The sequence below is a fragment of the Mycobacterium avium subsp. avium genome (assembly GCF_009741445.1).
GTDB lineage: Bacteria > Actinomycetota > Actinomycetes > Mycobacteriales > Mycobacteriaceae > Mycobacterium > Mycobacterium avium.
Genome location: NZ_CP046507.1, coordinates 1,871,911 through 1,897,730 on the forward strand (window position 1 = coordinate 1,871,911; position 25,820 = coordinate 1,897,730).

At 69.1% G+C, this 25,820-nt stretch carries 26 protein-coding genes and 1 pseudogene; 7 read left to right on the plus strand and 20 right to left on the minus strand.

Annotated features, from left to right (window positions below):
- The 3 genes from efeO to MAA44156_RS08705 all read right to left on the minus strand — a co-directional run bounded on the left by efeO (position 1) and on the right by MAA44156_RS08705 (position 3,739).
- Positions 1–1,176 carry an iron uptake system protein EfeO gene (gene efeO, locus MAA44156_RS08695; protein WP_009976743.1) on the minus strand — a complete coding sequence of 392 codons (1,176 nt, stop codon included), beginning with the start codon at positions 1,174–1,176 and terminating at the stop codon, positions 1–3.
- 37 nt (positions 1,177–1,213) lie between these two features.
- Positions 1,214–2,824: an iron uptake transporter permease EfeU gene (gene efeU, locus MAA44156_RS08700; protein ID WP_009976741.1), complete on the minus strand. Its 1,611-nt coding sequence runs from the start codon at positions 2,822–2,824 to the stop codon at positions 1,214–1,216.
- Between the two features lie 81 nt (positions 2,825–2,905).
- Positions 2,906–3,739, minus strand: coding sequence for a DUF3097 family protein (locus tag MAA44156_RS08705; RefSeq protein WP_009976739.1), 834 nt, complete (start codon positions 3,737–3,739; stop codon positions 2,906–2,908).
- 233 nt (positions 3,740–3,972) lie between these two features.
- Here MAA44156_RS08705 and MAA44156_RS08710 point away from each other — a divergent pair, with 233 nt between their 5' ends.
- Positions 3,973–4,260 carry a DUF3349 domain-containing protein gene (locus MAA44156_RS08710; RefSeq protein WP_009976737.1) on the plus strand — a complete coding sequence of 96 codons (288 nt, stop codon included), beginning with the start codon at positions 3,973–3,975 and terminating at the stop codon, positions 4,258–4,260.
- A gap of 25 nt (positions 4,261–4,285) precedes the next feature.
- Here the strand turns inward: MAA44156_RS08710 and MAA44156_RS08715 are convergent, their stop codons facing one another.
- The 6 genes and pseudogenes from MAA44156_RS08715 to MAA44156_RS08740 form a co-directional block, all read right to left on the minus strand.
- On the minus strand, positions 4,286–5,254 hold the full coding sequence (locus MAA44156_RS08715; RefSeq protein ID WP_003876738.1) for a patatin-like phospholipase family protein: 969 nt from the start codon (positions 5,252–5,254) through the stop codon (positions 4,286–4,288).
- A complete protein-coding gene (locus MAA44156_RS08720) occupies positions 5,248–6,333 on the minus strand; it encodes an ABC transporter ATP-binding protein (protein WP_029248479.1) in 1,086 nt (361 codons plus the stop codon). The genes MAA44156_RS08715 and MAA44156_RS08720 overlap by 7 nt, the downstream gene beginning before the upstream one ends.
- A 2-nt stretch (positions 6,334–6,335) precedes the next feature.
- Positions 6,336–7,178, minus strand: coding sequence for a carbohydrate ABC transporter permease (locus MAA44156_RS08725; RefSeq protein WP_003876741.1), 843 nt, complete (start codon positions 7,176–7,178; stop codon positions 6,336–6,338).
- A pseudogene (locus MAA44156_RS08730) lies at positions 7,165–8,069 on the minus strand (carbohydrate ABC transporter permease); the annotation flags it as partial. The gene MAA44156_RS08725 and the pseudogene MAA44156_RS08730, both read right to left, overlap by 14 nt.
- A 36-nt stretch (positions 8,070–8,105) precedes the next feature.
- Positions 8,106–9,434 carry an ABC transporter substrate-binding protein gene (locus tag MAA44156_RS08735; protein ID WP_009976732.1) on the minus strand — a complete coding sequence of 443 codons (1,329 nt, stop codon included), beginning with the start codon at positions 9,432–9,434 and terminating at the stop codon, positions 8,106–8,108.
- Between the two features lie 65 nt (positions 9,435–9,499).
- Entirely contained in the window at positions 9,500–10,432 is a 933-nt protein-coding gene (locus tag MAA44156_RS08740) for a sigma-70 family RNA polymerase sigma factor (RefSeq protein ID WP_009976731.1), read from the minus strand.
- A 168-nt stretch (positions 10,433–10,600) separates the two neighbouring features.
- Here MAA44156_RS08740 and MAA44156_RS08745 point away from each other — a divergent pair, with 168 nt between their 5' ends.
- The gene (locus MAA44156_RS08745) at positions 10,601–10,951 is read left to right on the plus strand and encodes a DoxX family protein (protein WP_003878038.1); all 351 of its coding nucleotides are present in this window, start codon (positions 10,601–10,603) and stop codon (positions 10,949–10,951) included.
- A 13-nt stretch (positions 10,952–10,964) separates the two neighbouring features.
- Here MAA44156_RS08745 and MAA44156_RS08750 read toward each other — a convergent pair whose 3' ends face one another.
- Both MAA44156_RS08750 and pncA read right to left on the minus strand, forming a co-directional pair.
- Entirely contained in the window at positions 10,965–11,765 is an 801-nt protein-coding gene (locus tag MAA44156_RS08750) for a nuclear transport factor 2 family protein (RefSeq protein ID WP_009976729.1), read from the minus strand.
- The gene (pncA, locus tag MAA44156_RS08755; protein WP_155251422.1) at positions 11,765–12,325 is read right to left on the minus strand and encodes a pyrazinamidase PncA; all 561 of its coding nucleotides are present in this window, start codon (positions 12,323–12,325) and stop codon (positions 11,765–11,767) included. Before pncA ends, MAA44156_RS08750 begins: the two co-directional genes overlap by 1 nt.
- Positions 12,326–12,435: 110 nt before the next feature.
- Between pncA and MAA44156_RS08760 the strand changes: the two genes are divergently transcribed.
- Complete coding sequence (locus tag MAA44156_RS08760) at positions 12,436–13,503, plus strand: DoxX family protein (protein ID WP_003876748.1); 1,068 nt, start codon at positions 12,436–12,438, stop codon at positions 13,501–13,503.
- 4 nt (positions 13,504–13,507) lie between these two features.
- Here MAA44156_RS08760 and MAA44156_RS08765 read toward each other — a convergent pair whose 3' ends face one another.
- The 5 genes from MAA44156_RS08765 to MAA44156_RS08785 form a co-directional block, all read right to left on the minus strand.
- On the minus strand, positions 13,508–14,086 hold the full coding sequence (locus MAA44156_RS08765; RefSeq protein ID WP_003876749.1) for an ATPase: 579 nt from the start codon (positions 14,084–14,086) through the stop codon (positions 13,508–13,510).
- A 30-nt stretch (positions 14,087–14,116) separates the two neighbouring features.
- Complete coding sequence (locus tag MAA44156_RS08770) at positions 14,117–14,506, minus strand: TA system antitoxin ParD family protein (protein WP_009976725.1); 390 nt, start codon at positions 14,504–14,506, stop codon at positions 14,117–14,119.
- A gap of 80 nt (positions 14,507–14,586) precedes the next feature.
- Positions 14,587–15,081 (minus strand): gluconokinase, encoded by a 495-nt coding sequence (locus MAA44156_RS08775; protein WP_009976723.1) that lies wholly within the window; start codon positions 15,079–15,081, stop codon positions 14,587–14,589.
- Positions 15,078–17,075 (minus strand): DUF7064 domain-containing protein, encoded by a 1,998-nt coding sequence (locus tag MAA44156_RS08780; protein WP_009976721.1) that lies wholly within the window; start codon positions 17,073–17,075, stop codon positions 15,078–15,080. The genes MAA44156_RS08775 and MAA44156_RS08780 overlap by 4 nt, the downstream gene beginning before the upstream one ends.
- Positions 17,076–17,093: 18 nt before the next feature.
- On the minus strand, positions 17,094–18,611 hold the full coding sequence (locus MAA44156_RS08785) for a carboxylesterase/lipase family protein (RefSeq protein WP_009976720.1): 1,518 nt from the start codon (positions 18,609–18,611) through the stop codon (positions 17,094–17,096).
- A gap of 78 nt (positions 18,612–18,689) precedes the next feature.
- Between MAA44156_RS08785 and MAA44156_RS08790 the strand changes: the two genes are divergently transcribed.
- Complete coding sequence (locus MAA44156_RS08790) at positions 18,690–19,370, plus strand: hypothetical protein (RefSeq protein ID WP_023861532.1); 681 nt, start codon at positions 18,690–18,692, stop codon at positions 19,368–19,370.
- 97 nt (positions 19,371–19,467) lie between these two features.
- On the opposite strand, the gene MAA44156_RS08795 is transcribed toward MAA44156_RS08790, so the two are convergent.
- Positions 19,468–20,691: a cytochrome P450 gene (locus MAA44156_RS08795; RefSeq protein WP_009976718.1), complete on the minus strand. Its 1,224-nt coding sequence runs from the start codon at positions 20,689–20,691 to the stop codon at positions 19,468–19,470.
- 93 nt (positions 20,692–20,784) lie between these two features.
- On the opposite strand from MAA44156_RS08795, the gene MAA44156_RS08800 reads away from it, so the two are divergent.
- Positions 20,785–21,414: a TetR/AcrR family transcriptional regulator gene (locus MAA44156_RS08800; protein WP_009976717.1), complete on the plus strand. Its 630-nt coding sequence runs from the start codon at positions 20,785–20,787 to the stop codon at positions 21,412–21,414.
- 7 nt (positions 21,415–21,421) lie between these two features.
- Here the strand turns inward: MAA44156_RS08800 and MAA44156_RS08805 are convergent, their stop codons facing one another.
- The 3 genes from MAA44156_RS08805 to MAA44156_RS08815 form a co-directional block, all read right to left on the minus strand.
- Positions 21,422–22,030, minus strand: coding sequence for a hypothetical protein (locus MAA44156_RS08805; RefSeq protein ID WP_009976716.1), 609 nt, complete (start codon positions 22,028–22,030; stop codon positions 21,422–21,424).
- 108 nt (positions 22,031–22,138) lie between these two features.
- Positions 22,139–23,221: an NAD(P)H-dependent amine dehydrogenase family protein gene (locus MAA44156_RS08810; protein ID WP_009976715.1), complete on the minus strand. Its 1,083-nt coding sequence runs from the start codon at positions 23,219–23,221 to the stop codon at positions 22,139–22,141.
- A gap of 24 nt (positions 23,222–23,245) precedes the next feature.
- Positions 23,246–24,034 (minus strand): SDR family NAD(P)-dependent oxidoreductase, encoded by a 789-nt coding sequence (locus MAA44156_RS08815; RefSeq protein ID WP_009976713.1) that lies wholly within the window; start codon positions 24,032–24,034, stop codon positions 23,246–23,248.
- A 214-nt stretch (positions 24,035–24,248) separates the two neighbouring features.
- Here MAA44156_RS08815 and MAA44156_RS08820 point away from each other — a divergent pair, with 214 nt between their 5' ends.
- Together MAA44156_RS08820 and MAA44156_RS08825 are read left to right on the plus strand one after the other, a co-directional pair.
- On the plus strand, positions 24,249–24,848 hold the full coding sequence (locus tag MAA44156_RS08820) for a TetR family transcriptional regulator (protein ID WP_023865869.1): 600 nt from the start codon (positions 24,249–24,251) through the stop codon (positions 24,846–24,848).
- A gap of 175 nt (positions 24,849–25,023) precedes the next feature.
- Positions 25,024–25,731 (plus strand): hypothetical protein, encoded by a 708-nt coding sequence (locus tag MAA44156_RS08825; protein WP_009976710.1) that lies wholly within the window; start codon positions 25,024–25,026, stop codon positions 25,729–25,731.
- Positions 25,732–25,820 lie beyond the last annotated feature (89 nt).

Below are 25,820 nucleotides of genomic sequence, written 5' to 3' on the forward strand. Positions count from 1 at the left end.
TCAGCCGGCCGAGACGACTTTTTGCGCGACGGTGGACAGGCTTTGATGCAGCGGCTGGATGACCGCGGTCAGCTTGGGCGCGTCGCTGGCCTTCAGGGCCGGCGTGTAGGTGCGGTAGCCGCCGAGCGCGCCGGGGTCGCGATATCCGTCCAGGGTGGCGAGCACGTTCTGGAACTGCTGGTCGATCTGGTGGACCAGGTTGTTGTCGATCTTCTCCAGGCCGGGGCGCAGCGACGCGTACGCCTGTTGGGCGCCTTCCACGTTGCCGGAAAAGTCGACCAGGTCGATGTGGCTGAAGGCCTCTTCCTCACCGGTGATCTTGGTGTTCTGGATTTCTTCGATCAGGTCGCTGGCGCCGTTGGCCAGGTCCTCGGGCTTGTACTGCAGGGTGGCGACGATGCCGTGCAATTTGCCGACGTTGCCCACCAGCTCGGTGCTCAACGCCTTGGTGCCCGGGGTGATCGCGCCGGCCTGCCACAGGTCGCGCTCGATTGCGTGGAAGCCTTTCCACCCGACCTTGCCGTCGACCGGGGTGGACTCCCGCATGTCGATCAGATAGTCGAGGCTGCCGGCGTTGTCGCCGACCGCGAAGCCGGGCAGCACGAATCCCTCCACGGTGGATTCCGAACGCTCCCAGTACAACCGGGCTTTGGCGTAGGCCGCCTTCGCGGCGTCGAGGTTGCCCGCCTGCACGGCCGCGTCGAGGGCCTTCACGCCGTCGTTGAGCTGACCGATCTGGTTGACGATATAGGCCGCATAGTCCTTGGTGCCCTGGCTGAGGACGGTCGCGACGGTGCCCGTCGGCGTCGCCGGAGCTTTGCCCGTCACCGTCAGGGTCTGGTACTCGGTGCTGGCCCCGGGGCAGTAGAGCTGGTAGGAGCCGCCGTCCACGGTGAGGGTGAACGACACCGGGTCCAATCCCGGTGCCAGGTTCTCCTTTTCACCGACGATGCGCTGGTCGCGGAGCAGTTCGACCTCGCTGATGCCGGGGGCATTGGTGTTGGCCACGGTGAAGGTGACCGGCCCGGCGGGCACGTTGGTGGTGTCCAGCGCGCAGCCGTCCTTGCCGGCGCTGTTGGTCAGGGTGATCTTGACCGCGTTGCCGCCGCCGGGCTTGGACTGCGCAGCATGGTTCGCGTTGTCGCCGGAGTGGCCGCATGCGGTCACCGACAGCATCGTCGCCGCAACGAGAACCGCTGCGGGCCAAGCGGATTCATGAGACCGGCACGTTGCCCCGGCGATGCGCCTCACCATCGATTGCTTTCCTCTCATCTTCTCGCTTGCGGTCCACGCGCACCGAGGCTAGCGCCGACAGCGCGCACGCCACCGCGAAACCGGCGATTACCAAGGGAAGCCAGACATTCCACAGCTGTCCCTCCCCCCGGTTGCGGTCGCCGGCAGCGATCGCGGCGGCGGTCGCGTGGTCTTCGGCGGCGGACGTGGACCAGTCGGTCGCCAGCCCGCCGAGACTGACGGTCTTGGCCCCGGTCAACCCGCCGCCCGTCAGCACCGCCGTGCGGTTGCTCGCCGCTTTCGCACTGATCACCGCGTCGCCCCGGGTCAGCACGGTGTACACGGTGGTCGTCGACCATTGGCCCTGAAACGGCCCCCGGGTGCGCGCCGCCGCCAGACCGACCGGCAGCCGGCCGCCGGTCATGTCGCGCAGCTGGTCCAGCGTGATCTCGGGCGCGCCGTCGACCCCGGCGGTTTCGGAGGCCTGCCACGCCTGGACCGGCAGCCCGTCCACGCTCTGGTCGTCGGCCGGGACAAGCTGGATGTGGTGCACGGTCGAGGTGCCCGCGGGGGTGACGGTCAGTTCGCGCCCGTGTGGCCCGGTCGCCATCGACACCGCGGCGGCGTGGCCGGCGCGGTCGGTGACGGTGCGGGTGCGCGCGGCGTCGACCGTGTCCCGGGCGGGCGCCGCGACCGCGAGCACGGCGGCGATGGCCAGCAGCAGCGTGGCGGCGGTCGCCAGCAGCCGGCCTCGGGCGCGCGGGGTGGCCGCCAGCCGGGCCGGCCGCAGGAACACGACGAGCACCGGCACGGCGTACAGCAGCCAGCCCAGCACCTCGACCAGACGGGGGTCGGCGGGGATGCCGAGCACGCCGGTGGTGACCGCGCCCAGCACGGAATCGCTCGGGATCCAGCCGGACAGGTCGAAAAGCTGCCGCTGGCCGATGTTCAGCCAGCCGGCCTCGTGCGCGGTGCGCAGCGCACCCAGCACCAGGCCGGCGGCGATCAGCACCAGGAACACCCCGGTCACCCGGAAGAACCGGCCCAGGTTCAGCCGCAGGCCGCCGAAGTACAGGCCCACGCCGAGCCCGATCGACGTCGCGATGCCCAGCACCCCGCCCAGCACGGCGAACCACCGACTGCCGTGCGAGGTCTCGGCCGCCGCCAGCAGGAACACCGACGTCTCGAAGCCCTCCTTGAGGACGGCGAGGAAGGCCATGGCGCCCAGGGCCAGGGCCCCGCCGCGGTGGACCGCCTGGCGGGCTTCGCGCTCGAGTTCACCCTTGAGCTGCGCGGCGTTGCGGTTCATCCAGATGATCATCGAGGTCACGAACACCACGGCGACGGCGTTGATGACGGTTTCCATCATCTCTTGCTGGGCCTGCGGCAGGCTGGTCGCCAGCAGGTCCAGGCCGACGCCCACCGCGACGCTGAGCAGCACAGCCACCGCGACGCCGGCGAACATCGGGCGCAGGGTCTGGCCGTTTCGCTTGAGGAAGGCGGCGACGATGCTCACGATCAGTGACGCCTCGAGGCCTTCACGCAGACCGATGAGAAACGTGCCGATGAATACGCCGAATACGCCCTGCATACGCCCGATTTCTGTCCCGCCGATCGGGACTTTCGGCTTAGCGTAGCCTAGCTAAACTCGCCAGGTCCTGCGGGCGCCGGGTCAGGCGGCCGACTGCGTCACGAAGTCGATGAGTTCTTCGACCCGGCTGATCAGCGCCGGCTCGAGGTCGTTCCAGTCACGCACCCGCGAACGGATGTGCCGCCACGCCCGGGCGATGTCGGCCTGATCGGCGTGCGGCAAACGCAACGCCCGGCACACGCCGTGCTTCCACTCCACGTGCCGGGGCACCTCCGGCCAGGCCGCCAGGCCCAGCCGCTGCGGTTTGACCGCCTGCCAGATGTCGACGTAGGGGTGGCCGACGACCAGCGTGTCGGTCCCACCCGGCCCCCGTCGCACCGCGTCGGCGATGCGCGCCTCCTTGGAACCGGGCACCAGGTGGTCGACGAGCACGCCGAGCCGCCGCCCCGGGCCGGGTGCAAACTCGGCGACGATGTCCACCAGATCGTCGACGCCGCCGAGTTGCTCGACGACGACGCCTTCGATCCGCAGGTCCTCCCCCCACACCTGCGCGATCAGTTCGGCGTCGTGACGGCCCTCGACGTAGATGCGGCTGGCGCGGGCAACCCGCGCTCGCGCGCCCGGCACGGCGACCGATCCGGACGCCGTCCTGGCCGCGGCGGCCGGCGCCGGCCGCCGCGGCGCCGTCAAGATGACCGGGCGGCCTTCGAGCAAAAACCCAGGGCCCAAAGGAAACCCACGCACATGACCGCGCCGGTCTTCCAGATCCACCCGACCGTATTCCACCCGCACCACCGCGCCGACGTAGCCGGTTTCCACGTCCTCGACCACCAGCCCCGGCTCGGCGGGATGCTCGGTCGAGCGGGGCTTGCGCCGACCCGGCGCAAGGACATCCGTTCCATAGCGATCCATCACGCGGCGATACTAGGAAGCGTTGCGGCCAAGCATCGTTACGGCGCGCCACCGTGTGCGAATCGTGACCGAGACCGGCGCCGCTGAAACCGTGCCGGGGCTGCCAGCACCGCCGGCGAGAAAAATGCGTTTAACTGTGTGGCGTTACCTGGCTGATCGCGTTGCCGATGGTACGTTGCTAGCCAGGTAAAGCACTGCCGCTTAAGCGCAACCGCGGCGGTTAGCGAGGTGGACGTATGGACCTGGCGCACTGGGTGACCAGCATTGTGGCTTTCGTGCGGGCCGGCTACCCCGCCGGCATGCCGGCCACCGGTCACGTGCCGTTGGTGGCGTTGGCGCACCGGCGTCTGTGCCACGACGACATCACCGCCATCGCAACCGATCTCATCGCCCGCCGACTGTGGCCGATCAGCTCCGTTGACATCGGGGTCGAGATCACCCGGTTCACCAATCAGCTGCCCTCACCGCAGGACGTCGACCTGGTGTTGCGCCGCGTTCACGCGATCCGCTGCTCGCGCGGATAGCCAATTGCCCGGCGGTCCACCGCCGTCACGGAGTTTCGGGCACCGGGCCGCCGCAGGCCTTCAAGTAGTCGGCGTAGTTCCAAGTCTGCAGAAACTGTTGGCCCGCTTGCCTTCCCCGTTCGTAGAGTGCTTCGCGTTGCTGTGCGGTGATGTCGAAGTCGATCGGGCTGACGTCCTCGGCAGGCACGAAGATGGTGCGCCGCACGGTGCACGGGTCGTCGATGTAGGCGTTGTCCTGGTTGCTGACCAGCGTCTCGATCGCCGCGATCCCCAACGACACCGGGCCGTGCACGGGATGGGTGGGCGGAATGCCCGGCCGGGCCGACAACCGGATCCCGAAGGTGGGCCACTGCGGTTGCCCGTCCGGCCGGTCGAACAACTCGACCGGAAAGTCCGACAGCAAGCCGCCGTCCACCCAGGTGGCACCGCCGACCCGAACCGGCTCGAACACATACGGAATCGCCGACGAGGCGTGCACCGCGCGGGCCACCGGGAAGTCGTCGGGGTCGATGCCGTACGAGCCGAGGTCCCAGGGGATGCGTACCAGCCGGCGCCGGGACAGGTCGCTGGCGGTCACCACGAGCGACCAGGCGAACTGCTCGGGCGCCTCGCCGGTGCGCAGATCGCCGAACGTCCGCACGCCCAGATCGCCGAGCAGACCGGCCAGCAACTGCTCCAGGTAAGCCCCGCGGTACACGCCGTCCGACGTCAACAGCGACAGTCCCCCGCCGATCACCGGCACGTGGCCGATCAGGTTGCGGTCCAAGAACTTCCGGTAGTCGATGGTGCGCATGATGTCGGTCAGCCGGCTCAGCGGCTCGCCGGCGGTTTGCAGGGCCGCCACCAGCGAGGCGACCACCGCGCCGGCGCTGCTGCCGGCCACCCGGGGAAACCGGTAGCCGGCCGCGGCCAGCGCATCCACCGCCCCGACCAGCCCGATGCCGCGGACGCCGCCGCCTTCGCACACCAGGTCGGCACGCACTGTGTTCACCATGACCCCCTTACCCCGATTCGCTGGCCGTTGCGCCCGAAGAAGTGCAGGTGCCCGGGTGCGGGATGCAGGCGCACCCTGCTGCCCTTCTCCGGGGGGTTGCGCCCGTCGACACGCGCGACGATCGGCGCGTCGATCACCTTGCCCGAACCGGTGATCCGGCCGTACAGGTAGGCGTCGGCACCCAACTCCTCGACCACGTCGACCTCCATCTCGACACCGAGGCCGCCCAGCTCGAAATGCTCGGGACGCACCCCGACGACGACTTCGCTTGCCGCGGCGGCGATCTCGCGTGGCAGTGCGATCGGCCAATCACCAAGTGACACAGCCGAATCCACTACCGGCAAGGTGAACAGATTCATCGCCGGCGATCCGATGAAGCCCGCCACGAAGACGTTGCTCGGATTGCGGTAGAGCTCGCGGGGCGGCGCGAACTGTTGCAGCACACCGTCGCGCAGCACGGCGACGCGGTCACCCATCGTCATCGCCTCCACTTGGTCGTGGGTGACGTAGACGGTGGTGGTGCCCAGCCGCCGCTGCAGCGCGGCGATCTGGTTGCGGGTCTGCACCCGCAGCTTGGCGTCGAGATTGGACAGCGGTTCATCCATCAGGAAGACCTGCGGCCGGCGCACGATCGCGCGACCCATCGCCACTCGCTGCCGCTGACCGCCGGACAGATCTTTGGGTTTGCGATCCAGATACGGTTGCAGGTCAAGCAGTTTCGCGGCGTCCAGCACCCGCTCGCGGATCTGCGCCTTGGGGGTCTTGGCGATCTTCATGGCGAACCCCATGTTCTGGGCCACCGTCATGTGCGGGTACAGCGCATAGTTCTGGAAGACCATCGCCACGTCTCGTTGCTTGGGGTCGACGTTGGTGACGTCCCGGTCACCGATCAGGATGCGTCCGGAGTCCACGGTTTCCAGCCCGGCCACCATCCGCAGTGAGGTGGTCTTGCCGCAGCCGGAGGGTCCGACCAGCACCACGAATTCACCGTCGCCGACAACGAGGTTCAGGTTGTCCAGGGCGGGCCGGTCCGCCCCCGGGTAACGCCGGGTCGCTTGCTGGAAAGTCACCGAAGCCATGCTCACCCGCCCATCCCGGTGACGGCGATGCCGCGGACGAACGAGCGTTGCGCGATCGCGTAGATGATGACCAGGGGCAGCATGATCAGCATCGAGGCTGCCATCAGAACCGGCCAGCGGGCAACGTATTCGCCCTTCATCCGGACCAGGCCCAGGGTCAGGGTGGCCAGGCTGCTGCGCTGAATCATCAACAGCGGCCACAGGAAGTCGTTCCAGACGTTGACCCAGGTGAGCACGGCGAGCACCATCACCGCCGGCCGGGCGTGCGGCAGCAGGATCCGCCAGTAGACCTGCCACGGTGTGCAACCGTCCAGGATCGCCGCTTCCTCCAGATCGGTGGGAAGGGTGCGGAAGAATTGCCGCATCAGGTAGGTGCCGAAAGCGCTGCCGAAGAACCCGGGCACGATCATCGCCCACGGGGTGTCGACCCACCCCAGCGTCCGCATGATCAGGAATTGCGGGATCACCGTCACCGTCAGCGGCACCATCAGCGTGCCCAGGTAGACCACGAACAGCGTGTTGCGGCCGCGGAAATCCAGTCGGGCGAAGGCGTATCCGGCCAGGGAACAGAAGAAGACATGCCCGGCGGTGACGCAGCCGGCGTACAGCACGGTGTTGACGAACATCCGCCCGATCGGCATCAACGCGAACACCTCGGTGTAGTTCGACCAGCGCGGGCGGGCCGGCACCAGCGTGGGCTCGCTGACCTCGCCCTCGGTTTTCAGCGATCCCGACACCGCCCACGCGATCGGGAACAGCGCGCACCAGGCGATGCCCAGCAGCGCGGCGTAGACGGTGGCGGCGCGGAGCACGGTGCGCTTGATGACGGCCTCACTTGAGCCCACGGGAAGTCTCCAAGGAACGTCGATGGCTGACCCGCAACTGCACCACGGTCAGCACCAGCAGGACCGCGAACATCACCCACGCCAGCGCGGAGGCGTATCCGAATTCCAGGAACGAGAAGGCATGCTGGAACAGCATGATGCCCAGCACGTAGGTCGCCGACTCGGGTCCGCCGCTGGGGCCGGTGAGCACGTAGACCATGTCGAATGCCTGGAATGCGTGGATGATCGAGATGATCACCACGAACGAGATCGACCCCCGGATCAGCGGCACGGTGATGGCGAAGAATTGCCGGATCTCGCCGGCGCCGTCGATCCTGGCCGCCTCGTACACCGTTTCCGGAACGCCCTGCATCGCCGCCAGCAGGACCACCGTGGCGAACGGGACGCTGCGCCACACGCTGACGATGCACAGCGACGCCATGGCCCAGCGGGGCTCGACCAGCCACGGCACCGGGCCCAGCCCGACCCAGCCGAGCATGATGTTCAGCAGCCCGTTGTCGGTGTTGAAGACGAATTGCCACACCACCGCCATCACCACCGAGGAGATGGCCAGCGGCAGAAAGACGATCGTCCGGAAAATGCCGATGCCCCTGACCTTTTGGTTCAGCACACCGGCGACGGCCAGGCTGATGGCCACCGTCGGGACGACCGATCCCAGCGTGAAGATCACCGTGTTGCGGATCGCGATCAGAAACAACGGATCGGAGCTGAACAGATCCGTGAAGTTCTTCAGCCCCACGAACTTCGGCGGGGTGAACACGTCCCACCGCTGAAAGCTCATGTACAGCGAGAAGCCCAGCGGAAAGAGCATGAACACAGCGACCGCCACCATGTTGGGCGCGACGAACAACCGGCCCGCCCATGCGTGCCGGCGCCACGGGCTCGGGTTCTTCGGGGTCCGCCGGCCCGCCTCGGTGTCCAGCGCGGTCATGGGCTGCGCAGCACTTCGTCGACGGAGCGGGACAGCCCGGCCAATGACGTCGCGGGCCGGCTGCCCCGCAGGATCGGCCCAAAGTTGCGGTCCATCAACGCATTGACCTTCTCCCACGCCGGGGTGATCGGCAGGCCCTGGGAGAAGGCCGGTCCATCGGTCAGCACGCCGAGGTTGCCGACCCGCCGGTGCGCCCTGGCGAATCCGTCCGATTTGAGCGCCGAGCGCAGCACCGGAACGAACAGGCAGGATTCACCGATCAGCGCCTGCCCGACGGGCCCGGTGGCGAACTTGACGAACTCCCAGGCCTGCTCCTTGCGCGGGCTGCTCGACGAGATAGCCAGCCCGGTGGCGCCGATGTCGGAACAGGCGGGCTGCCCCTTGCCGACCGCCGGACCGACCGGCAACGGAGCGACGTCGAAATCAAGGCCCTCGGCGCGGATGTAGGTCTGGTAGCGCCAGTGCCCGCCGAGCGCCATGGCGGCCCTGCCCACGGCGAACAGGTTGGGCGTCGACATCGACTGTGTCTCCGAGGCATTGGGGGCGACCCGGTATTTGTTGGCCAGGTCGGCGTAGAACTGCACCGCCTCCTGGAAGGCGGCGTTGTCGAAGTTGAAGTGAGTCGGGTTCAGCCGCGGATCCGACCAGGGCACGCCGTTGTTCATGGCGAACAGGCCGGCCGAGTAGTAGGAGCCCCAGGTGTTGACGAATCCGTACTGGGCGGCCCTGCCGGAGGCGTCACGCTTGGTCAGCGCGCGCGCCGCGTTCAGGAATTCGGTGAAGTCCCAAGGGTGTTCCCACGCCGTGGGCGGCGACGGCACTCCGGCCTCGTCGAAGAGCCGCTTGTTGTAGAACAGGTAGTTGCCCGACCATTGCTCGGGAAGGGCGTACTGCTTGCCGTTGAAGGTGAAGGTCTCGTACAGCGCGGGGATGCTGTCGGCCTGCAGCTGCTGGGCGAACGCCTTGTCCCGCGCCAGCAGCGGGCCCAGATCCAGCAGCACACCGCGGTCGGCGAGTTCGGCGTAGGACAGTTCCCACGCCATCAGCACGTCGGGGCATCTGCCGCCGACGCAAAACGTCGAAAGTTGTTGCATCACGCCGGGCCCGGACAGCACCGCTCGCACCTTGATGTCGGGGTGGCGGCGCGCGAACTCGTCGATGATGCGCATCCGCGCGTCCCGCTCCTCCGGATTGGCCGCGAAGAAGAAGGTCAGCGCGCCGTCGTCGTCGGAGCCGCAGCCGGCCGACCATGGGGCGAGCGCCGCCGCGGAAAGCGCGCCCGCACCGCGCAGCAGGCTGCGCCGTCCGAACGGCCTATCGAGCATGGTCCTCCCGGTCTGGCCCGGTGCCGGTCCGGTGGCCGGCGTCCTCTGACGTCCTTGGTACCCGATCAGGTTGTGATGTTCCTGAACCGGCCGGCGGGTGGCAGCGCCAGCGTTGCCCGGCGGATGCGCTCAGGGTCGCCGGTGATGTCGATCGTGTGGATGCGATCGTCGGCCCCGATGCCGATCATCAACAGGATCTGGGCGCGCCCGCGGGCAGCGATCACGATGCCCGGTGTCCCGTCGATGAGCATGACAGCACCGGCGCGGGCCCGCCCGGCGAATCGACGGGTCTCCTGCGCGACCCGGGTGGCGCCGCGCAGCGCGGTCGGCACGTCCGCGGGCACCAGGACAGGATCGACCGTGCGCAGTACGTCGGGGGCCAGCAGCTGCAGCAGCGCGGCGATGTCACCGCCGCGCGAGGCCGCCAGGAACGCCTGCACCACCTCGACGTGGCGCTCGATCCGGTGCCCGTCCCGGCGGGGTGGGCCGGCCGGGGCGGCGTGCAGCCGGTCGCGGGCCCGGCTGGCCAGCTTCTTGGCGGCGTCCGGCGACCGGTTCAACAATTCGGCGATCGTCTCGAACGGCATGGCGAACACGTCGTGCAGGACGAAGGCGACGCGCTGCGCCGGCGAGAGCCGATCGAGCACCACCAGCAGCGCGGTGCTCACCGACTCGGCCAGCAGGGTGTCCTCGTCGGCCGGCGACGACGCCGGCACGGCCAGCCGGTCCAGCTCCTCGGGCGCGGCGAGCGGTAGCTCGGCACGCCGTTTGCGCGCCCGCAGCTGATCGAGGGCCTCGCGCGCGGTGATCGTCGTGAACCAGCCGGACAGGTTGTCGACCGCCGCGAAGTCCGCGCGGCTGGCCTTGAGCCAGGCCGACTGCACCGCATCGTCGGCGTCGGCCAGCGAACCCAGCAGCTGGAACGCGACCGACCTCAGGTGGCGCCGGTCGTCGTCGAAACGCTGCGCCAGCTCCGCCAAATTTCGTGGGGCGTTCATGGGTCACCTTTTCCGCACGGCAGTCGTCAAGTTGGTGACCGCATCCCTCCGACATGCCAAGGAGACGACCATGACCATACCGATCGCGGGTCGCGGGGCGCTGTGTACCCGCGCGGCCGGCCGCGGCGAGAACCCCGGAAACGGCTGCGCGGCAAGGGATTGATGCACATGAACACCGTATTCGTCGGAATCATACTGTTCACCGCGGCCATCACCGCCGCGATCGCGGTGGCCGACTTCGTCCCGGCGCGATTCGTGCTGGCCAACTCGGCCGAGGTCGGGGTGCCGCGGTCCTGGCTGCCCGCGCTGGGTGCGGCGAAATTGGCCGGGGCCGCCGGCCTCGTCGTCGGGCTGCTGGGGTTGCCGGCGCTGGGAATCGCCGCGGCCGCCGGGCTGGTGGTGTTCTTCGTCGGTGCGGTGCTGACGCACCTGCGGGCCGGCGTGCTGTACAACATCGCGTTTCCCGGGGCCTACCTGTGTCTGTCCGCAGCATCGCTGGCCTGGATGGCTCTCCGCTGAATCGGGCGCGAGGTCAGGCCGGGAAGTAGCGGATCCGGTTGATCGCGTTGGCCCGCCAGGCCACATCGGCGAACACGATGGCGCGGCCGTGACCCGAATGCAGCGAGACCGCCACGGCGGGGCCGACGCTGTTCATCTTGGTGAGGCCCGCCCCCGCCAACTGTTCGGCCAATTCGGCCAGTTCGATCGGGTCGCGGTCGCCCAAAGTTATTGCCGCCGTTGATGACAACGCCTGCGCAGCGGCGAACTTGTCGCCGGCTGCGACGGCGTCGAGGAAGCGCCGCACCAGCCGCTGGTGCGGCGCGCCCACGCGGCGGAAGCCGGCCATGAAGCCCGCGCTGCCCCGCCATCCCTGATTGCGCAGCAGCCCGCGGTACAGGTCCACGGCGGGGCGCGCCGCGCCCGGGCCGCTGCGCAGGAACTGGACCATCATGGCCGGAAGCTCCCAATAGGCGCGCAGCGCGCCGATTAGCCACTCGCCGTTGGTTTCTCGAAGGTCGTAGCGCAGGAACGCGGGAATGTACATGGTGACCGCCGGGCCCATCGCCACCTCGAGCTCCAGGTCGCGCAGCACCGTCGTGCCGAAGACGATGTCGAGGTCGCGGTGGAACCTGATGTCCCGGGGGCCGATGAACGTGTCATAGAAACGGCCGATCTGCGTCCGCCCGAGATGCGGTCGCGAGCCGACCGGGTCCTCGATCCGGCCGTCGGGGGTGAACAACGCCACCCACGCGGCGCGGTCGTGCTCGGCGGCGGCCTGCGGCGAGCGCTCCACCGCGGCCAGCAGCTGCTGTCGATCCAGGGGCGCCACCATCAGCGTGCTCCGACCAATTCGATTCCGGCGCTTCGCATTTCGTCCAGCGCCCGGGCCGCCGAATCCTCCGCTGCGGCCGCGGTCAGGTGCACCAGCACCCGGGTGGTCAGGCCCGCGCGCGCCGCGTCCTCGGCGGTCCGCCGCACGCAATGGTCGGTGGCGATGCCGACCACGTCGACCTCGTCGACCCCGCGCCGGCGCAACCATTCCAGCAGCGGCGTCCCGTTGTCGTCGACGCCCTCGAAGCCGCTGTACCCCGCGGCGTAGGCGCCCTTGCGGAAGACGGCGTCGACGCGGGTGGTGTCCAGCTCGGGCCGGAAATCGGCGCCGGCGCTGCCGGCGAGGCAGTGCACCGGCCAGGACGACGAATAGTCGGGCCGGTCGGAGAAGTGATCACCCGGGTCGATGTGGAAATCCTGCGTCGCCACCACGTAGTCGTAGCCCGGAGCGTCGTCCAGGTAGGCGTTGATGGCGGGCGCCACGGCCGCGCCACCGGCCACCGGCACCGAGCCGCCCTCGCAGAAATCGTTTTGCACGTCGACGATGATCAACGCTCGCACCACTTCACCCTAGCCGCACCCGCCGGGCCGCCGCAGCGCCGCGGCGCGGCACTAGCTGGGCATATCGGCACCACGGTTTGCTCGACAACGAGCCGGGTAATACACCGGCCATGGTGATCAGGAGAATCGCGCGACCCCTGTTATCAGTGGCATTCATCGGGCAAGGAGTCAACTCACTGCTCAACCCGAAATCGGCGGCCGAGGCGGCGGCGCCGGCCGTGGACGGGCTGCAGGCGTTACCGGATCCGGTGAGCGGCAACATTCCCAGCGATCCCGAGACGGTCGCACAGATCACGGCGGCGGTCCAGATCGGCGGCGGTCTGCTGCTGGCCACCGGCAAGCTGCCCCGGGTCGCCTCGGCCGCGCTCGCGCTGACGGTGTTGCCGGCCAACCTCGGGGCGCACTCGTTCTGGAACGAAAGCGACCCGGTGGCCAAAGCCCAGAAGCGCCAACAGTTTCTCACCGACCTGAGCCTGCTGGGCGGATTGTTGATCGCCTCCGCGGACACCGCGGGCAAGCCCTCGCTGGGCTGGCGCGGACGGCGGGCCGCCGAGCGGCTCTCGGAACGGGTGTCTTCGGCGTGGCCCGGCTCCGACGACTCGGGGTTCGAGGCCGACCTGTCGGAGCTGGGCGAGCGGATTGCGCACGGCCTGCAGATCGGCGCCGAGCGGGGTCGCGAATTGGCCAGCACCGCAGCCGAACGCGGCGCGCCGTACGCCGAGGCGGCACTCGAACGCGGCCGCGAATTGGCCAGCACGGCCGCCGAACGCGGCGCGCCGTACGCCGAAGCGGCACTCGAACGGGGCCGCGAATTGGCCAGCACGGCCGCCGAGCGCGGGAGGCCGCTGGCCAAGAAGGCACGCAAGCGCGGCGAGGAATTGGCCGACGAGGCCGCCGAGCGGGCAGCCTATCTGGCCCAGAAGGCACGCAAGCGCAGCGAGGAACTCGCCGAGGAGGCCGCCGAGCGCGGCAAGCCGCTGGCCAAGAAGGCGCGCAAGCGCAGCGAGAAGCTGGCCAAGAAGGCACGCAAGCGCAGCGAGAAGCTCGCCGGCACGGCGCGGGTGCGCGGCGAGGAGCTGGCCGAAACCGCCCGGCAGCGCGGCAGCCTGCTGGCCGACACCGCCCGCGAGCGGGTCGGCGGCCAGGTCGGGACCGGACGCCGCAAGCTGTCCTGGTGAGCGGTTAGACCGGCCAACGCGACCGCAAGGTCTCGGGTGCCCACGCCGGCCAGTCGACGGCACCGACCGTCAGCCCGCCGCTGAGCCGGGCCACCACACGCGGCCCGCGCAGCCGGCTGTTGTCGTAGCCGGTGGCCAGGTCGGCCAGGGTCATCGCCTCGGCGACCGGAGTCCACAACCGGCGATGCCGCTCGCGGATCTTGGTTTCCGGCACGTCATGGCCGCCGGCCCGCACGCGGTGCCGGACCCGTTCGACGGCAAGGTCTTCCGGGATGAGCAGCACGTGCAGCACGACGGTGAAGCCGGCGCGGCGGGCGGCGTGCAGCAGGTCCAGCTTGGACGGGTGGGAGAACACGGTCTCGGCGATGAACGACCGGCCCAGGTCGATCAGCTTCGCCCGGGTGTCGGCGGCGACCTTCGCGGCGTCGTAGGCGTGCGACGCCGGATCCTGCGGCCAGCGCTGCCGCGCGATCTCGTCGGCGTTGACCACCACGCTGCCCGGCAGCAGCGGCGCCAGGGTCAACGCGATGAACGTCGACTTGCCGGCGCCGTTGGGCCCGACCACCACGTCGAGTCGCTCCATCCGGCCGCCGGACCGCCCGCGGGTGCCGGGTCAGCGCCGGCCGGCCAGCACCACCGCGGTGCCGTCGGGCCGGTGCTCGACGATCTCGCCATCGTCGTTGAGGGCCACCGTGGTGACACCCTGCCCGGCCAGCGTCGCCCCGTAGTTGGTGCGCGCCAGGCTTTCGTCGATGGCCGCCGAGATCTCGGCGTTGAACACCACGCCCTCTTCGACGGTGAGTTCGGCGGTGGACAGCCGGCCGGCCAGCGCGGCTTCGACCCGCCGCCGGGACGCGGTGTGCTGGCTGGACACCGCACGCCCGACCCGCGCCCAGTGGTCGAGCTGCTGCTTGGCCGAGCGGCTCTGACGGGCGCCCTCGGCCGCCGCGCTGTCCATCAGATCGGACGCGACCCGGGTGACCCGATCGACGGCCTCGGCCATCACATCCTCCTCGACGCCCCGCGACCGCAACACCCCGTTACAGTCCGTAGCAGAATGCTACACGACGGCCCGGGGGTCGGCTACCGGCGGGCCCGCAGGACGACGTCGACGATCGAATCCACCTCGCGGCCGGCGTCCACGGTCAACCCCGCCTCGTCGGGGCCCAGCGGCTCCAGGGCGTCCAACTGCGACTGCAGCAGCGCGGCCGGCATGAAGTGGCCGGACCGGGCCGCCAGCCGGGGGCCGAGGAGCGCCGCCGAACCGGACAGACGCAGGAACGCGACGTCCGGGCAGTGCGCGCGCAGCCGGTCGCGGTACGCCCGCTTCAACGCCGAACAAGCGGCCACGCCGCCGTCGCGATGGGCGGCCAGCCATTCGCCGACCTCGTCCAGCCAGGGGCGGCGGTCGTCGTCGCCGAGCGGTGTGCCGGCCGCCATCTTGGCGATGTTGGCGGGCGGGTGCAGGGTGTCGGCATCGACGAACGGGACCCGCAAGCGCCGGGCGAGCGTCACCCCGACCGTCGACTTGCCCGACCCGGAGACGCCCATCACCACGACGGGTGCCGATCCGCTCACCCGATCCGTTCGCCGAGATTGCGGTTCCATTCCAGCCAACCGACGCCCCGGCGGCCGTCTCCGGTGCTGACGGCGGCCCAGACACGGGGGAACTGGCTGACCCGCCCGTCGGCGGCGACCAGCCGGACCGGCGCCTGGCCGCGCACGTCCACCTGCGCGGTGATCTCGCCCGGGTTGAGTTCCAGCGTCGCGTCCAGCGGTAATCCGTTGTCGCCGAAGGATTCTCGCGAGTCGACGGTCTGCAGTTCGGTGACTTCGCCGTCGGCGCCCTGGGTGTAGCCGATGCTGAAGGCGGGTGCGCCGGGGATGCGGATGTTCACCCCGTGCAGGTGGGTGCCGTCGTCGAGGTGCAGTGCGCTCCAGATCCAGTCCATGCTCCACCAGTCGCGCACCCCCCAGGAGTGATCGCGCTGTCCGGCAACGGATTCGATGCGGTAGGCGGTGTCGCCGATGGTGACGCTGCCGGTGACGGTGCACGGAATCTCGTAGCGGGTCGTCATCGCGTATTTGTAGGGCGTGCCGTCGGTGTGCCAATCCAGGTTCATGGTCATCGCGACGGGGGTGCCGGGCTCCCCGCGCAGCAGCGCCGCCGGGTCGGCGTAGGCCTGGGCCAGGGCCCGCACGTCGACGCGGTAACTGCGCAGCGGCGCGCCGGCGGAATGCGTGATCTCGAAGGTGTCGGTGCGCACCGTCCACGGATCCGGCGGCAGCGGCACCTGCGCGTCGACGGCGACGGTCGGTATGTCGGGGCCGCACACCAACGCGTGCACCCACGCGGTCTGCTGGTTGGCGACCAGGCCGAGGCGAAACCAGCCGCCCAATCCCTGTGCGGGATCGGCGAAGTCGGCGTACCAGCTCTCGCTCCACAGCGGTTCGGTGGTGGGATCGTGGGCGAGTTCGTCCTCGGGCGACGGCCGCAATGGCTCGGGCGCGCTCGCGGCCGGCAGCGTCGCCAGCGCGTCGGTGTCGAGCACGTGGTCGCAGTGCCGCCGCAGCATCGTCATGAACATCTGGTCGCCGCGGTCGGTGCGTTCCACCAGCATCGAGGAGACGATCGCCATCATCACCCCGAAGAAGCTCTGCCGGCGGACCCCGTCGGCGACGTCGGCCAGGGTGATGGGCGGCTGCGGGCCCAGCGCCTCGTGGTAGGCCCGCAGCAGCGCGTCGTAGTGTTCGCGGCGGTCCTTGGCGGGCAGCGCGCACCCCAGGAAGTAGGCGAGATCGGTCAGCGCGGGTCCCCACGACACGGTCTGCCAGTCGACCACCGTCAGCGCGCGCTCGGCCCCGGCGGTGCCGAACAGCATATTGTCCAGCCGGTAGTCGCCGTGCACCAGGCCCCGGACGCCCGGCTCCTGAGCAAGATAGCCGTCGAACGCGGCCACCAGGCGTTCGCACACCGCCCGGTGCTCGGGCGCGATCTGGTCGCCGTAGCGCTCCACGAAACCGGCGTACAGCGGCGCGATCATGGCCTGGTTCAGCGGCGCGTCGCGGTTGAGCCACGGCGCCTGCGCCAGCGAGATGTCGCCGAGCAGCGGGCCGTGCAGCCGCCCCAGCTCGACAACCCCCAGCCGGGCCTGTTCGATTGTGGCACCGGCGATTTCGTCGCCGACGACGGCCGGTCCGGCGTCGCCCAACAGCAGGTCGAACACGCCGGTCGAGGTGTCGACGGCCGCGTGGTAGCAGGGCGCGATCGGTCCGCCCAGCCGCGGCGCGAGGTCACCGTAGAAGCGGACCTCCCGCTCGTAGAGGCCCAGCGCCAGGCCGGTCTGCCGGCTGACCGGATCGGTGGCCGCGACCTTGAGCACCACCGACTCGGGTCCCCGCGCATCGGCCTGCGCGTAGCGCAGCCGGATCCGGTAGCACTCGCTCATCTGGCCGGTGCCGATGCGCTCGACCGAGAAGTCCGCGATGGGGCCGGTGCCGATCACCGCGGCCAGCCAGGAGGCACTCAGGTCGCTGGGTCGTTCGATGACTTGCTCGGTCTCGGCATGCATGAGGGTTAGCGTGCCAGGTCAGCGCGCCAGTGAGAAGCCGTCCCAGGCCATCCGGCGGTGCCGGTGCGGATCGAACTCGACGCGCGATTTCCGGTCGAAGACCAGCACGGCGCGCTCGGCGGCGGTGTAGCGCGGCCAGTCCTCCCCCGGCACGCCGGTGCGGCTGAAGGCCCGCCAGCGCCGCTGCACCTGATTGCTCACCCGCAGCGCGGCCCGCCGGTCGGCCGCGGCGGTCAACAGCGCGCCGAACCTGGTGCGGTAGACGTCGAACACGGCGAGCAACTCGGTGGCGTGGGTGGCGCCGAAACCCGACCAGCGCAGCGTGCGCGGGGCGTAGTCGTACCGGTAGAGGTAGGTGGGTGCGTGCGCGCAGTGGGCCTCGGCGATCTGCCAGGCCGCCGAGCCGAAGGCGAAGTCACCGCCGAGCTGGATGCACGCGGACCGGTCGGGATAGTTCGGATAGGCGGCGGTAATGCGTTCGCGCACAGCCGGTTCCGCGTCGGCCAGCAGCTCTTCGACCATCGATTCGTTGGTCGGCAGCATGGCCAGGAACCGGGTGAACAACCGGCCCTCTTCGGCGTTGGTGCCCACGATGAGCGGCACCCGGTGCGCCTCGCCGCGCCGCATCGCCTCCACCGGGTCCGTCGGCAGGATGTCGTCACCGACCACGGGCCCGATCGGGAAGGCGCCCAGCCTGTCCTGCATGCCCTCGTCGATCAGCCGGTGCTGGGTCTTGACCAGTTGGGCCGCCGACGCCTGCATCAGCGCGTTGGCCGCGTCCTGGCGGCGCACACCGAGCAGGTTGGCGAAGCGATTCGCGAATTCGGCGGCGACCTCCTGGGAACGCACCAGTCCCGAGGCCGGGCTTTCCGAAATCGCTTGAGCGAACAGGCCTTTGGCGGCCGGGACGGCCAGCAGCGTGGCGGTGATGCAGGCGCCGGCGCTCTCCCCGAAAATCGTGACGTTGTCCGGGTCGCCGCCGAACTCGGCGATGTTGTCGCGCACCCACTGCAACGCCAGCACCAGGTCGCGCAGGTACAGGTTGCTCTCCAGGGGGATTTCCGGCGTCGACAGCGACGAGAAGTCCACGCAGCCCAGCGCACCCAGGCGATAGTTCACCGACACGTAGACACACCCGCGCCGGGCCAGCGCCGCCCCGTCGTACAGCGGTGTCGCCGAGCTGCCCAGGAAGTAGCCGCCGCCGTGGATGAACACCATGACCGGCAGCGGCCCCTCGGCCGGCGCCTCCGGCGTGACGACGTTGAGGGTGAGGCAGTCCTCGCTCATGGGTTGATAGCGGCCGCCGAGGCCGGAGAGGCCGAGCAGGGTGTAACGGCGCTGCTGCGGCGCGCAATTGGCGAAGCCGTGGCAGTGCCGGACGCCCGACCACGGCTGCGCAGGCTGCGGCGCGCGGAAGCGCAGGTCGCCCACCGGCGGGCGCGCGTACGGGATGGACCGCCACCGGTGGACCCCGTCGCGGGTGAAGCCCTCGACGATGCCGGTGGCCGTGCGGGCGCGGACGGTGCGGTCATGCATGAATCGACGGTAACCGACGTGACGGCGCCGACGCGCGCGCAGCGCCTTGTTGCCCGCCGCGCCGGTTAGCCTGACTTCATGCGGATAGCTGCGATGATCGCCGCGTCAGTACTGGTCGCCGGGTGCGCACACACGACGGGCGGCCGTTCGGAGCCCACCCCGAGCGGTGCGGCGACGCCGTCGGGGTCCGCCGCCGGTCCGTCGAGCAGCAAACCGCCGGGGCCCTCGGGCGCGCCGGCCGCCGGTGCGGCGATGTCGGACGTCATCACCTGGATCGAGGCAGGCCACCCGGCCGATCCGAGCCGCTACCACACGGCGACCCGCGACGGCGTGGCCACGCCGCTGGGCGACGACATCGCGGTGTCGGCCCTGGCCGGCAAAGTCTCGTGCATGACGGATGCCAAGCACACCGGCGGCGCGGTGGTCTGCCTGGTGAGCCTGACCCATCCCGCCCCGCCGCCCGCGACGGCCTACGGCCAATGGCAAGGCGGCTGGGTCGATTTCGACGGGACGAGCCTGCAGGTCGGGTCCGCCCGGGCCGATCCGGGTCCGTTCGTCAACGGCAACGGGACGGAGCTGGCCAACGGGGACTCGCTGGCGTTCGGGGAGTACCGGTGCCGCGCCGACCAGGCCGGCCTGTACTGCGTGAACTACGCGCGCCAGTCGGCGGCCAAGCTCAGCCCGGCCGGGGTCGAACCGTTCGGCTGCCTGCGCTCGACGCCGCCGCCGGACGGCGTGGGCGCCGCGTTCAGCTGCTGAGGCTTTCGCTGCCCAACGTCGACTTGTTGCGTGAAATCGTGGCTTTCGGCGCCAACAACTCGACGCTCGGCGATGGTGATGTGCGGCGCGGCGGTAGTTACCAGCTCACCGGCAGCTCCTTCATGCCATAGATGTTGGCGTCCTTGAACTTCAGCTGCTCCGGGGGCACCGCCAGTCTGAGCCCGGGCAGGCGGCGCGCCAGCGTGGCGAACGCGACCTGCATCTCGACCCGGGCCAGGTTCGCGCCGATGCATTGGTGCACGCCGTAGCCGAAGCCCAAGTGCCCGCGGGTGTTTCGGTCGGCGTCGAAGGATTCGGGATTATCCACGAATTCGGTGTCCCAGTTCCCGGCGGGCAGGTTCATCACCACGAACTCCCCCGCCCGGATCAGCTGACCGGCGATCGTCAGGTCTTCGGTCGCGACCCGGTCCACCTGGCTGTGCACGATGGACAGGTAGCGCATCAGCTCTTCGACGATGTTGGCGACGACGGCGGCGTCGTCCGTTTGTCCGAGCCTGGCGTAGATCTCCGGATTCCCCAGCAGCGCAACGGTTCCCAACGAGATCATGTTGGCGGTGGTTTCGTGGCCGGCCTGCATCATGATCACGCTGTTCATGGCGGTGGTGGCGTGATCGAGTTGGCCCGTCGCCACGTATTCGGTGATCAGCCGGCTGATCAAGTCGTCGCCGGGTTCGCGTGCCTTGCGCTGCACCAACTCCTCGATGTAGGCGTACATGGCCCCGAAGGCCTTGCCCTTTTCCTCGTCGGAGGATTTCTGGTCGAGCCCCTTGCTGGTGTTGAACTGGAAAAGTTCCAGGTCTTCCGGCAGCACGCCGAGCAGCAGCGCGATCACCAAAGACGGCACCGGCAGGGCGAATTCCCGCACCAGGTCGGCCGGCGCACCGCCGTCGAGCATCCGGTCGAGGTAGTGGTCGACGGTGTCCTGGATCTGCGGTCGCATCGATTCACACCGCCGGAAGGTGAAGTTGCCGGTCAGCATGCGGCGCAACCGATGATGCTCGGGATCGTCGGTCCGGGCGAACATCACCGGGACCTTGTTGTCGGCATCGGTGGGCATGATCGAATCCGGAATGGTCTTGGCGGACAAGCGCGGATCGACCAGCGCGGCGCGAATGTCTCGGTAGCGGCTCACCACCCAGACCGGGTTGCCCTGGAACAGCGCGCGGCGCAGCCCGGGTCGTTGCCGCCAGTCCACGAACTCGGGTGGCGGGGCGAGCGGGCAGTGCGCGGCCCGCGGCATCGGCAACACCGGAAGCTCCGCGTCGGCGCGGGATTCGGAGGTCTCGAAAGAGATTGACATGACCCATGTTTCCAGTTAAGTGGCAGAAGCCTGACAGTTAAAGACTGTAAAGCCCCGCCAGTTGGCAGTCAACTGTCGGTTACGCTGGGTCTCATGACCGCGGTTGAGGACCGGCCGTTGCGTTCGGACGCGGCACGCAACGTCGAGCGCATCCTGCGCGCGGCCCGCGAGGTGTACGCGGAGTTGGGCCCCGACGCGCCGGTGGAGGCGGTCGCGCGCCGCGCCGGCGTCGGCGAGCGAACGCTTTACCGCAGATTTCCGGCCAAGGCGGACCTGGTGCGGGCCGCCCTGGACCAGAGCATTGCCGAGGATCTCACGCCGGTGATCGACAGCGCCCGCCACGCGAAGGATCCGCTGCACGGGCTGACCCGCCTGGTGGAGGCCGCGATATCGCTGGGCGCCCGCGAGCAGAACCTGCTGGCCGCCGCGCATCGGGCCGGGTCCCTCACCTCCGACATCTCGGTTTCGCTCAACGAGGCGCTCGGTGAGCTCGTCCGCGAGGGACAGCGGGCCGGCAGGATCCGCGCCGACCTGGTCGCCGACGATCTGCCCCGGTTGGTGGCGATGCTCTACAGCGTGTTGTCCACCATGGATGCGGGCAGCGAGGGCTGGCGACGCTATGTCGCACTGGTCGTCGACGCGATATCGGTCGATGAGCGCCGGCCGTTGCCGCCGGCCGCCGCCCTGCGTTATGCGTCCCAGCCGAACAGCTGGCCCCTGTGAGGTCCGATCAGCCGGCCGGCAAGCCGGCTTTGACCGCGGCGTCTTGTTTGCGGGCGAGGTCGAGCAGAACGTCAGCGGGCGTGGGATTGCCTATCACACAATCGGATTCGAGGTCGACCATCGCTCTGCCCTCGACGAAGACCGCCTCGGAGATCTCCATCGGGTTGGCCGGATCGCTGCCCTGGCCGATCACCATGAACCCGTTGGAGCCGATGTCGATGGGCTGCTGTGGCCCGTTGACCTTTTTGCCGACGACGTCGCGCATGTTCGCCGCCGTCTGAGCGGCGGTCGCCGGGTCCGGGAACACCGCGATCGTGTCCATGATGGTGCGCTTGCCGTCGGGGTTCTTGAAAACCTGTCCCACGCCGGTGATGCCACTGGGATTCTGGCTGGGCGGGCCGTCGGCGGTGGCGTTGGGGCCCACGTCGCCGGGCTTGATCAACAGGTTGCTGTAGTCCGCCGGCGCCGCCGAGGAGGGCGATGCGGCGCTGGTGGTGGAGGTCGCCGCGCTCGATGACGCCGCCGGGTTCTTGTCCCCGCCGCAGCCCACCACCGTCGCGCCGACCAGCACCGCGGTGGCCGTCAGGCCGAGCGCGGACGTCCGCACCTTGGTCATGAGCCCTCCTTCCGAAGTCGGCTGTCCGGCCGCCGAACGAATCGTTCACCTGAGGGCACAGCCTATGGGTTCGACGCGATTCATGAAGCGATCTCGCCCAACGGTGGGCTAGCGGTCCTGCCACAGCGCGCCGCGCATGGTCGCCGCGAGCGGAATGTCCTCGACACCGATGAGCCCCTGGGGCGCCCGGCACACCCAGTCGATCGCGTTGACCACCCGGGCGGCCGTCGAAATGCACCCGGCGTCAGTGGAATCGAACAGCGGATGGGAGACATGGGTGTTGATCTCGACCCGCGGCTCGCCCGCCACGACCACGCGGTGCACCCCGGTGTGACCGTCGGGCGGATATTCCCAGTCGGGCGCCGCGGCCCGGGTGAGCCGGGTGACGTGCTCGAGGGTGATGACGGGCTCGCCGTCGCGGACGCCCTCGGTGGCGAACCGGACCGCCGCCATCCGTCCGGGCTGCACCGTCATCATGGTGCAGTCGATGCGCTCCGGGGTGAACCAGCGCTCGATCCGCTGGCGCACGTCGTCGAGCTCGACGCCCAGATGGTCCGCGAGGCTGCGGACCTGACCGCCCCACATCGCCACGATCACCCCGGGCAGAAACATCATCGGCGAGTCGTCGTCCGGGGAGGTTCCGAAACCCATTGCGGCACCGGTGAACTCGGCGTTGTCGTAGTTTCCGTAGTCGAAGATCTCCTGCACGGTGATCGACGAGACCCGGGTGGCCAGGCTGACGGCGGCGTGCACCAGCGTATCGCCGGAGAAGCCGGGATCGATGCCGTTGACGTAGAGCGAGGTGTTGCCCGCCTCGCAGGCACGCTGCAGGGGTTCGCGCAACCACTCCTCGGCGTGACGGGGCGCCACCAGCCAGACCATCGACGTGCCGACCACGTTGGTGCCCGCGGTCAGGAACCTGGACATCTGCTCGATGGCGTCCATCGGCCGGGTCTCCCCCTGCGACGTGTAGACCACGCAGTCGGCGTTCAATGCCACCAGGGCGTCGATGTCGTCGGTGGCGATGATGCCGGTCGGTTCGTCCAGCCCGCACAGCTGCGCCGCGTCCCGGCCGATTTTCTCCGGACCGGCGGCGTGCACGCCGACCAGTTCCAGATCGGGCCGGCCGATGATCGCCCGCAACGAATGCCGGCCAACGTTGCCGGTGGAGAATTGAATGACTCTGCGCACGACTGCCTCGTCCTTTGCGGGGGTTCAGTAATCCGGTATCGGCAGCGGCGAATTGTTCGAGTCGAGGCCACCGTCGACGTGAAAGATCGCATTGGTGGCATAGCAGTCCCGGGTGCACAGGTACACCGTGAGCCGGCCGAGGTCCTCGACGTCGCCCAGCCGGTGCAGGGGCGTGGCCGCCAGCATCTTCTCCAGCGATCCGGGCATCAGGTCCAGGCTGCCCCGCAGACCGTCGGTGGCGAAAGAGCCCAGCGCAATGGCGTTGACTCGGATCTTGGGCGCGAGTTCCTGCGCCATGGCGCGGGTGAGCGCCTCGAGGCCGCCCTTCGCGACGCAGTAGGCGGTCAATGCCCGGATCCCGAACCGGGCCGAGCCCGACGAGATGTTGACGATCGAGCCGTGCCCGGCGGCGAGCATGTGCGCGGCCACGAGCTGGCTCATGATGAACGCCGAGGTCACGCACCAGTCGAAGGTGTGCCGGAAGTCCTCGTCGGTGATGTCCAGAAACCGTGCATAGCTGGAGCCGCCTACGTTGTTGACCAGGATGTCGATGCGGCCGAGACGCTCCATGGCGGTGTTGACCACGCGCTCTCCGTCCGGGCGGCTCATCGCATCGGCCACCAGCGCCAGGCCCTTGCCGCCCGCCGCCTCGATGCCCTCGATCGTGCCGACGATATCGGCCTCGGTGCGCGCGGTCCCGACGACAGTGGCGCCCGCCTCGGCCAGCACCCGGGCGATGCCCGCCCCCACTCCCTTCCCGGCGCCCGTGACGATCGCGACCTGTCCGTCCAGCCGGAATTGCTCCAACGCCATGCCGGACTCCCTCGGTAGCGGGTGATGTCTGCGCCGTTCAATGTAGGTATCCTACTGACTATAGTCAATGACTATGCTCTCAGTTGATATCCGGGTTCGCTCGATGCCCAGAAGAATAGTCGAGGTATGCAAGCGCTTTTGGTGATGACGCGGCATAATGGGTCGTTGAGCATGCCGTCTTTGGCATGAGTCGGGTCAACTATAAGGAAGAGCGATGGCTGTGGCGGACCGGCTGTCGGCGCGTGAAGCCAAGCGCCTGCAGACGCGCGAGCGTTTGATGGGCGCCGCGATCGCCGAGTTCGCCCGCGCCGGAATGGCCGAGGCCGACGTGGGCGCGATCGTCGCCGCCGCGGGAGTTGCCCACGGCACCTTCTTCTTTCACTTCCCGACCAAGGAGCATGTACTGCTGGAGTTGGAGCGCCGGGAAGAGGAGCGGATAGCCAAGCAGTTCGCGCAATTCCTCAAGTCCGAGCACGATCTGGCGTCGGCGTTGAACGAGGCGGTCCGCTTGGTGGTCGGGCTGGAGCGCCGATTGGGCGACATGCTCTTCAATGACTTTCTCGCGCTGCACTTCTCCCAGACCCGCCCGCAGACCGAGGACGGCCGCGACCACCCGTTGATCGTCTTGGTGGCCAAGGAGATCGAAGGTGCCCAGCAACGCGGCGAGACGGACCCGCACGTCAATCCCATGAACAGCGCGGTGTTCTTCCTGTTGGGTCTGTACGCCTTGTTGATCACCACCAACCACTGGCCCACCGGACACGCCCTGCTGGAGGACTACGTCGCGAGGACTCTGCGCAGTCTGAAACCCTGACGCCGCAACGCCTTACGGGTGCCGGCCGTCGGCTGCGCGGAACAGCATCGATTCAGTACTCCTTTGCATTGTGCTGCACCGCGGTGTTCGGACGCGGTGTCTTTCGCTGACTGTAGTCAGTCTGTTATAGTGCAGGCGCCGATCCAATCAGTGTCGATGGCGGGGAGGGTTCGCGATGCTGCCCAGGCTCGAATCGAGTGACGCCGCGCAGGCCGGCCTGAGCATCGACGAGCACCTGCACCGGTCACAACTCGCGCAGCGGCGGGCGGACAAGTGGCTCATTTCCGGCAGCCTGCTGATCGGCACCGCGGCGCTCGGCGTCTTCGGATTGCCGCTGTTTCTCTGGGGAGTCCGGTTGCTGCGCCGGGCGCAACGCGAAGGCCTGTCCGTCCGGCCGATGCTGGTCACCCTGCTGGGCTATCTCGTGATCATCGACGCCGCCATCAACACCGTCGGGTGGGCGCTCGACCTGGTGGCCAACCACACCCTGCTGGCCCGGGTGCTGCTCAACGGGTGGGGCAACATGTTCGACGCCGGCTACTTCTGGCACTACAACGAGCTGTGGGTCGGCGGCGCGGCCGGTCCCGGCGAGAAGGCCTTGGAGGTCGGGCTCATCCTGACCGTCTTCACCATGCGGATCGCCGCTGCCATCGGCTTCCTGCAGATGAAGCGATGGGGCCACCAGTGGATGGTCATCACCTGCTGGATGGGCGTCGTCATTTGGATCACCTACGTGTTCAACATGACGATGTTCGCCGACGTGCGTTTTGCCGGCGTCGTGTTGCCGGTCGTCGGCTGGTGGCTCTACGACATCTTCTACATCACCCCGTTTTTGGCCATCCCCTATTTGCACACCGTGAACCGCGAACTCTTCGCCGACTGAACCACGCGCACGCTGAAAACCACTACGCCACCGAGGAAGTCACATCATGGGCTATCTATGGGAGATCCTCCGCTACGTCGCCGCGTGGG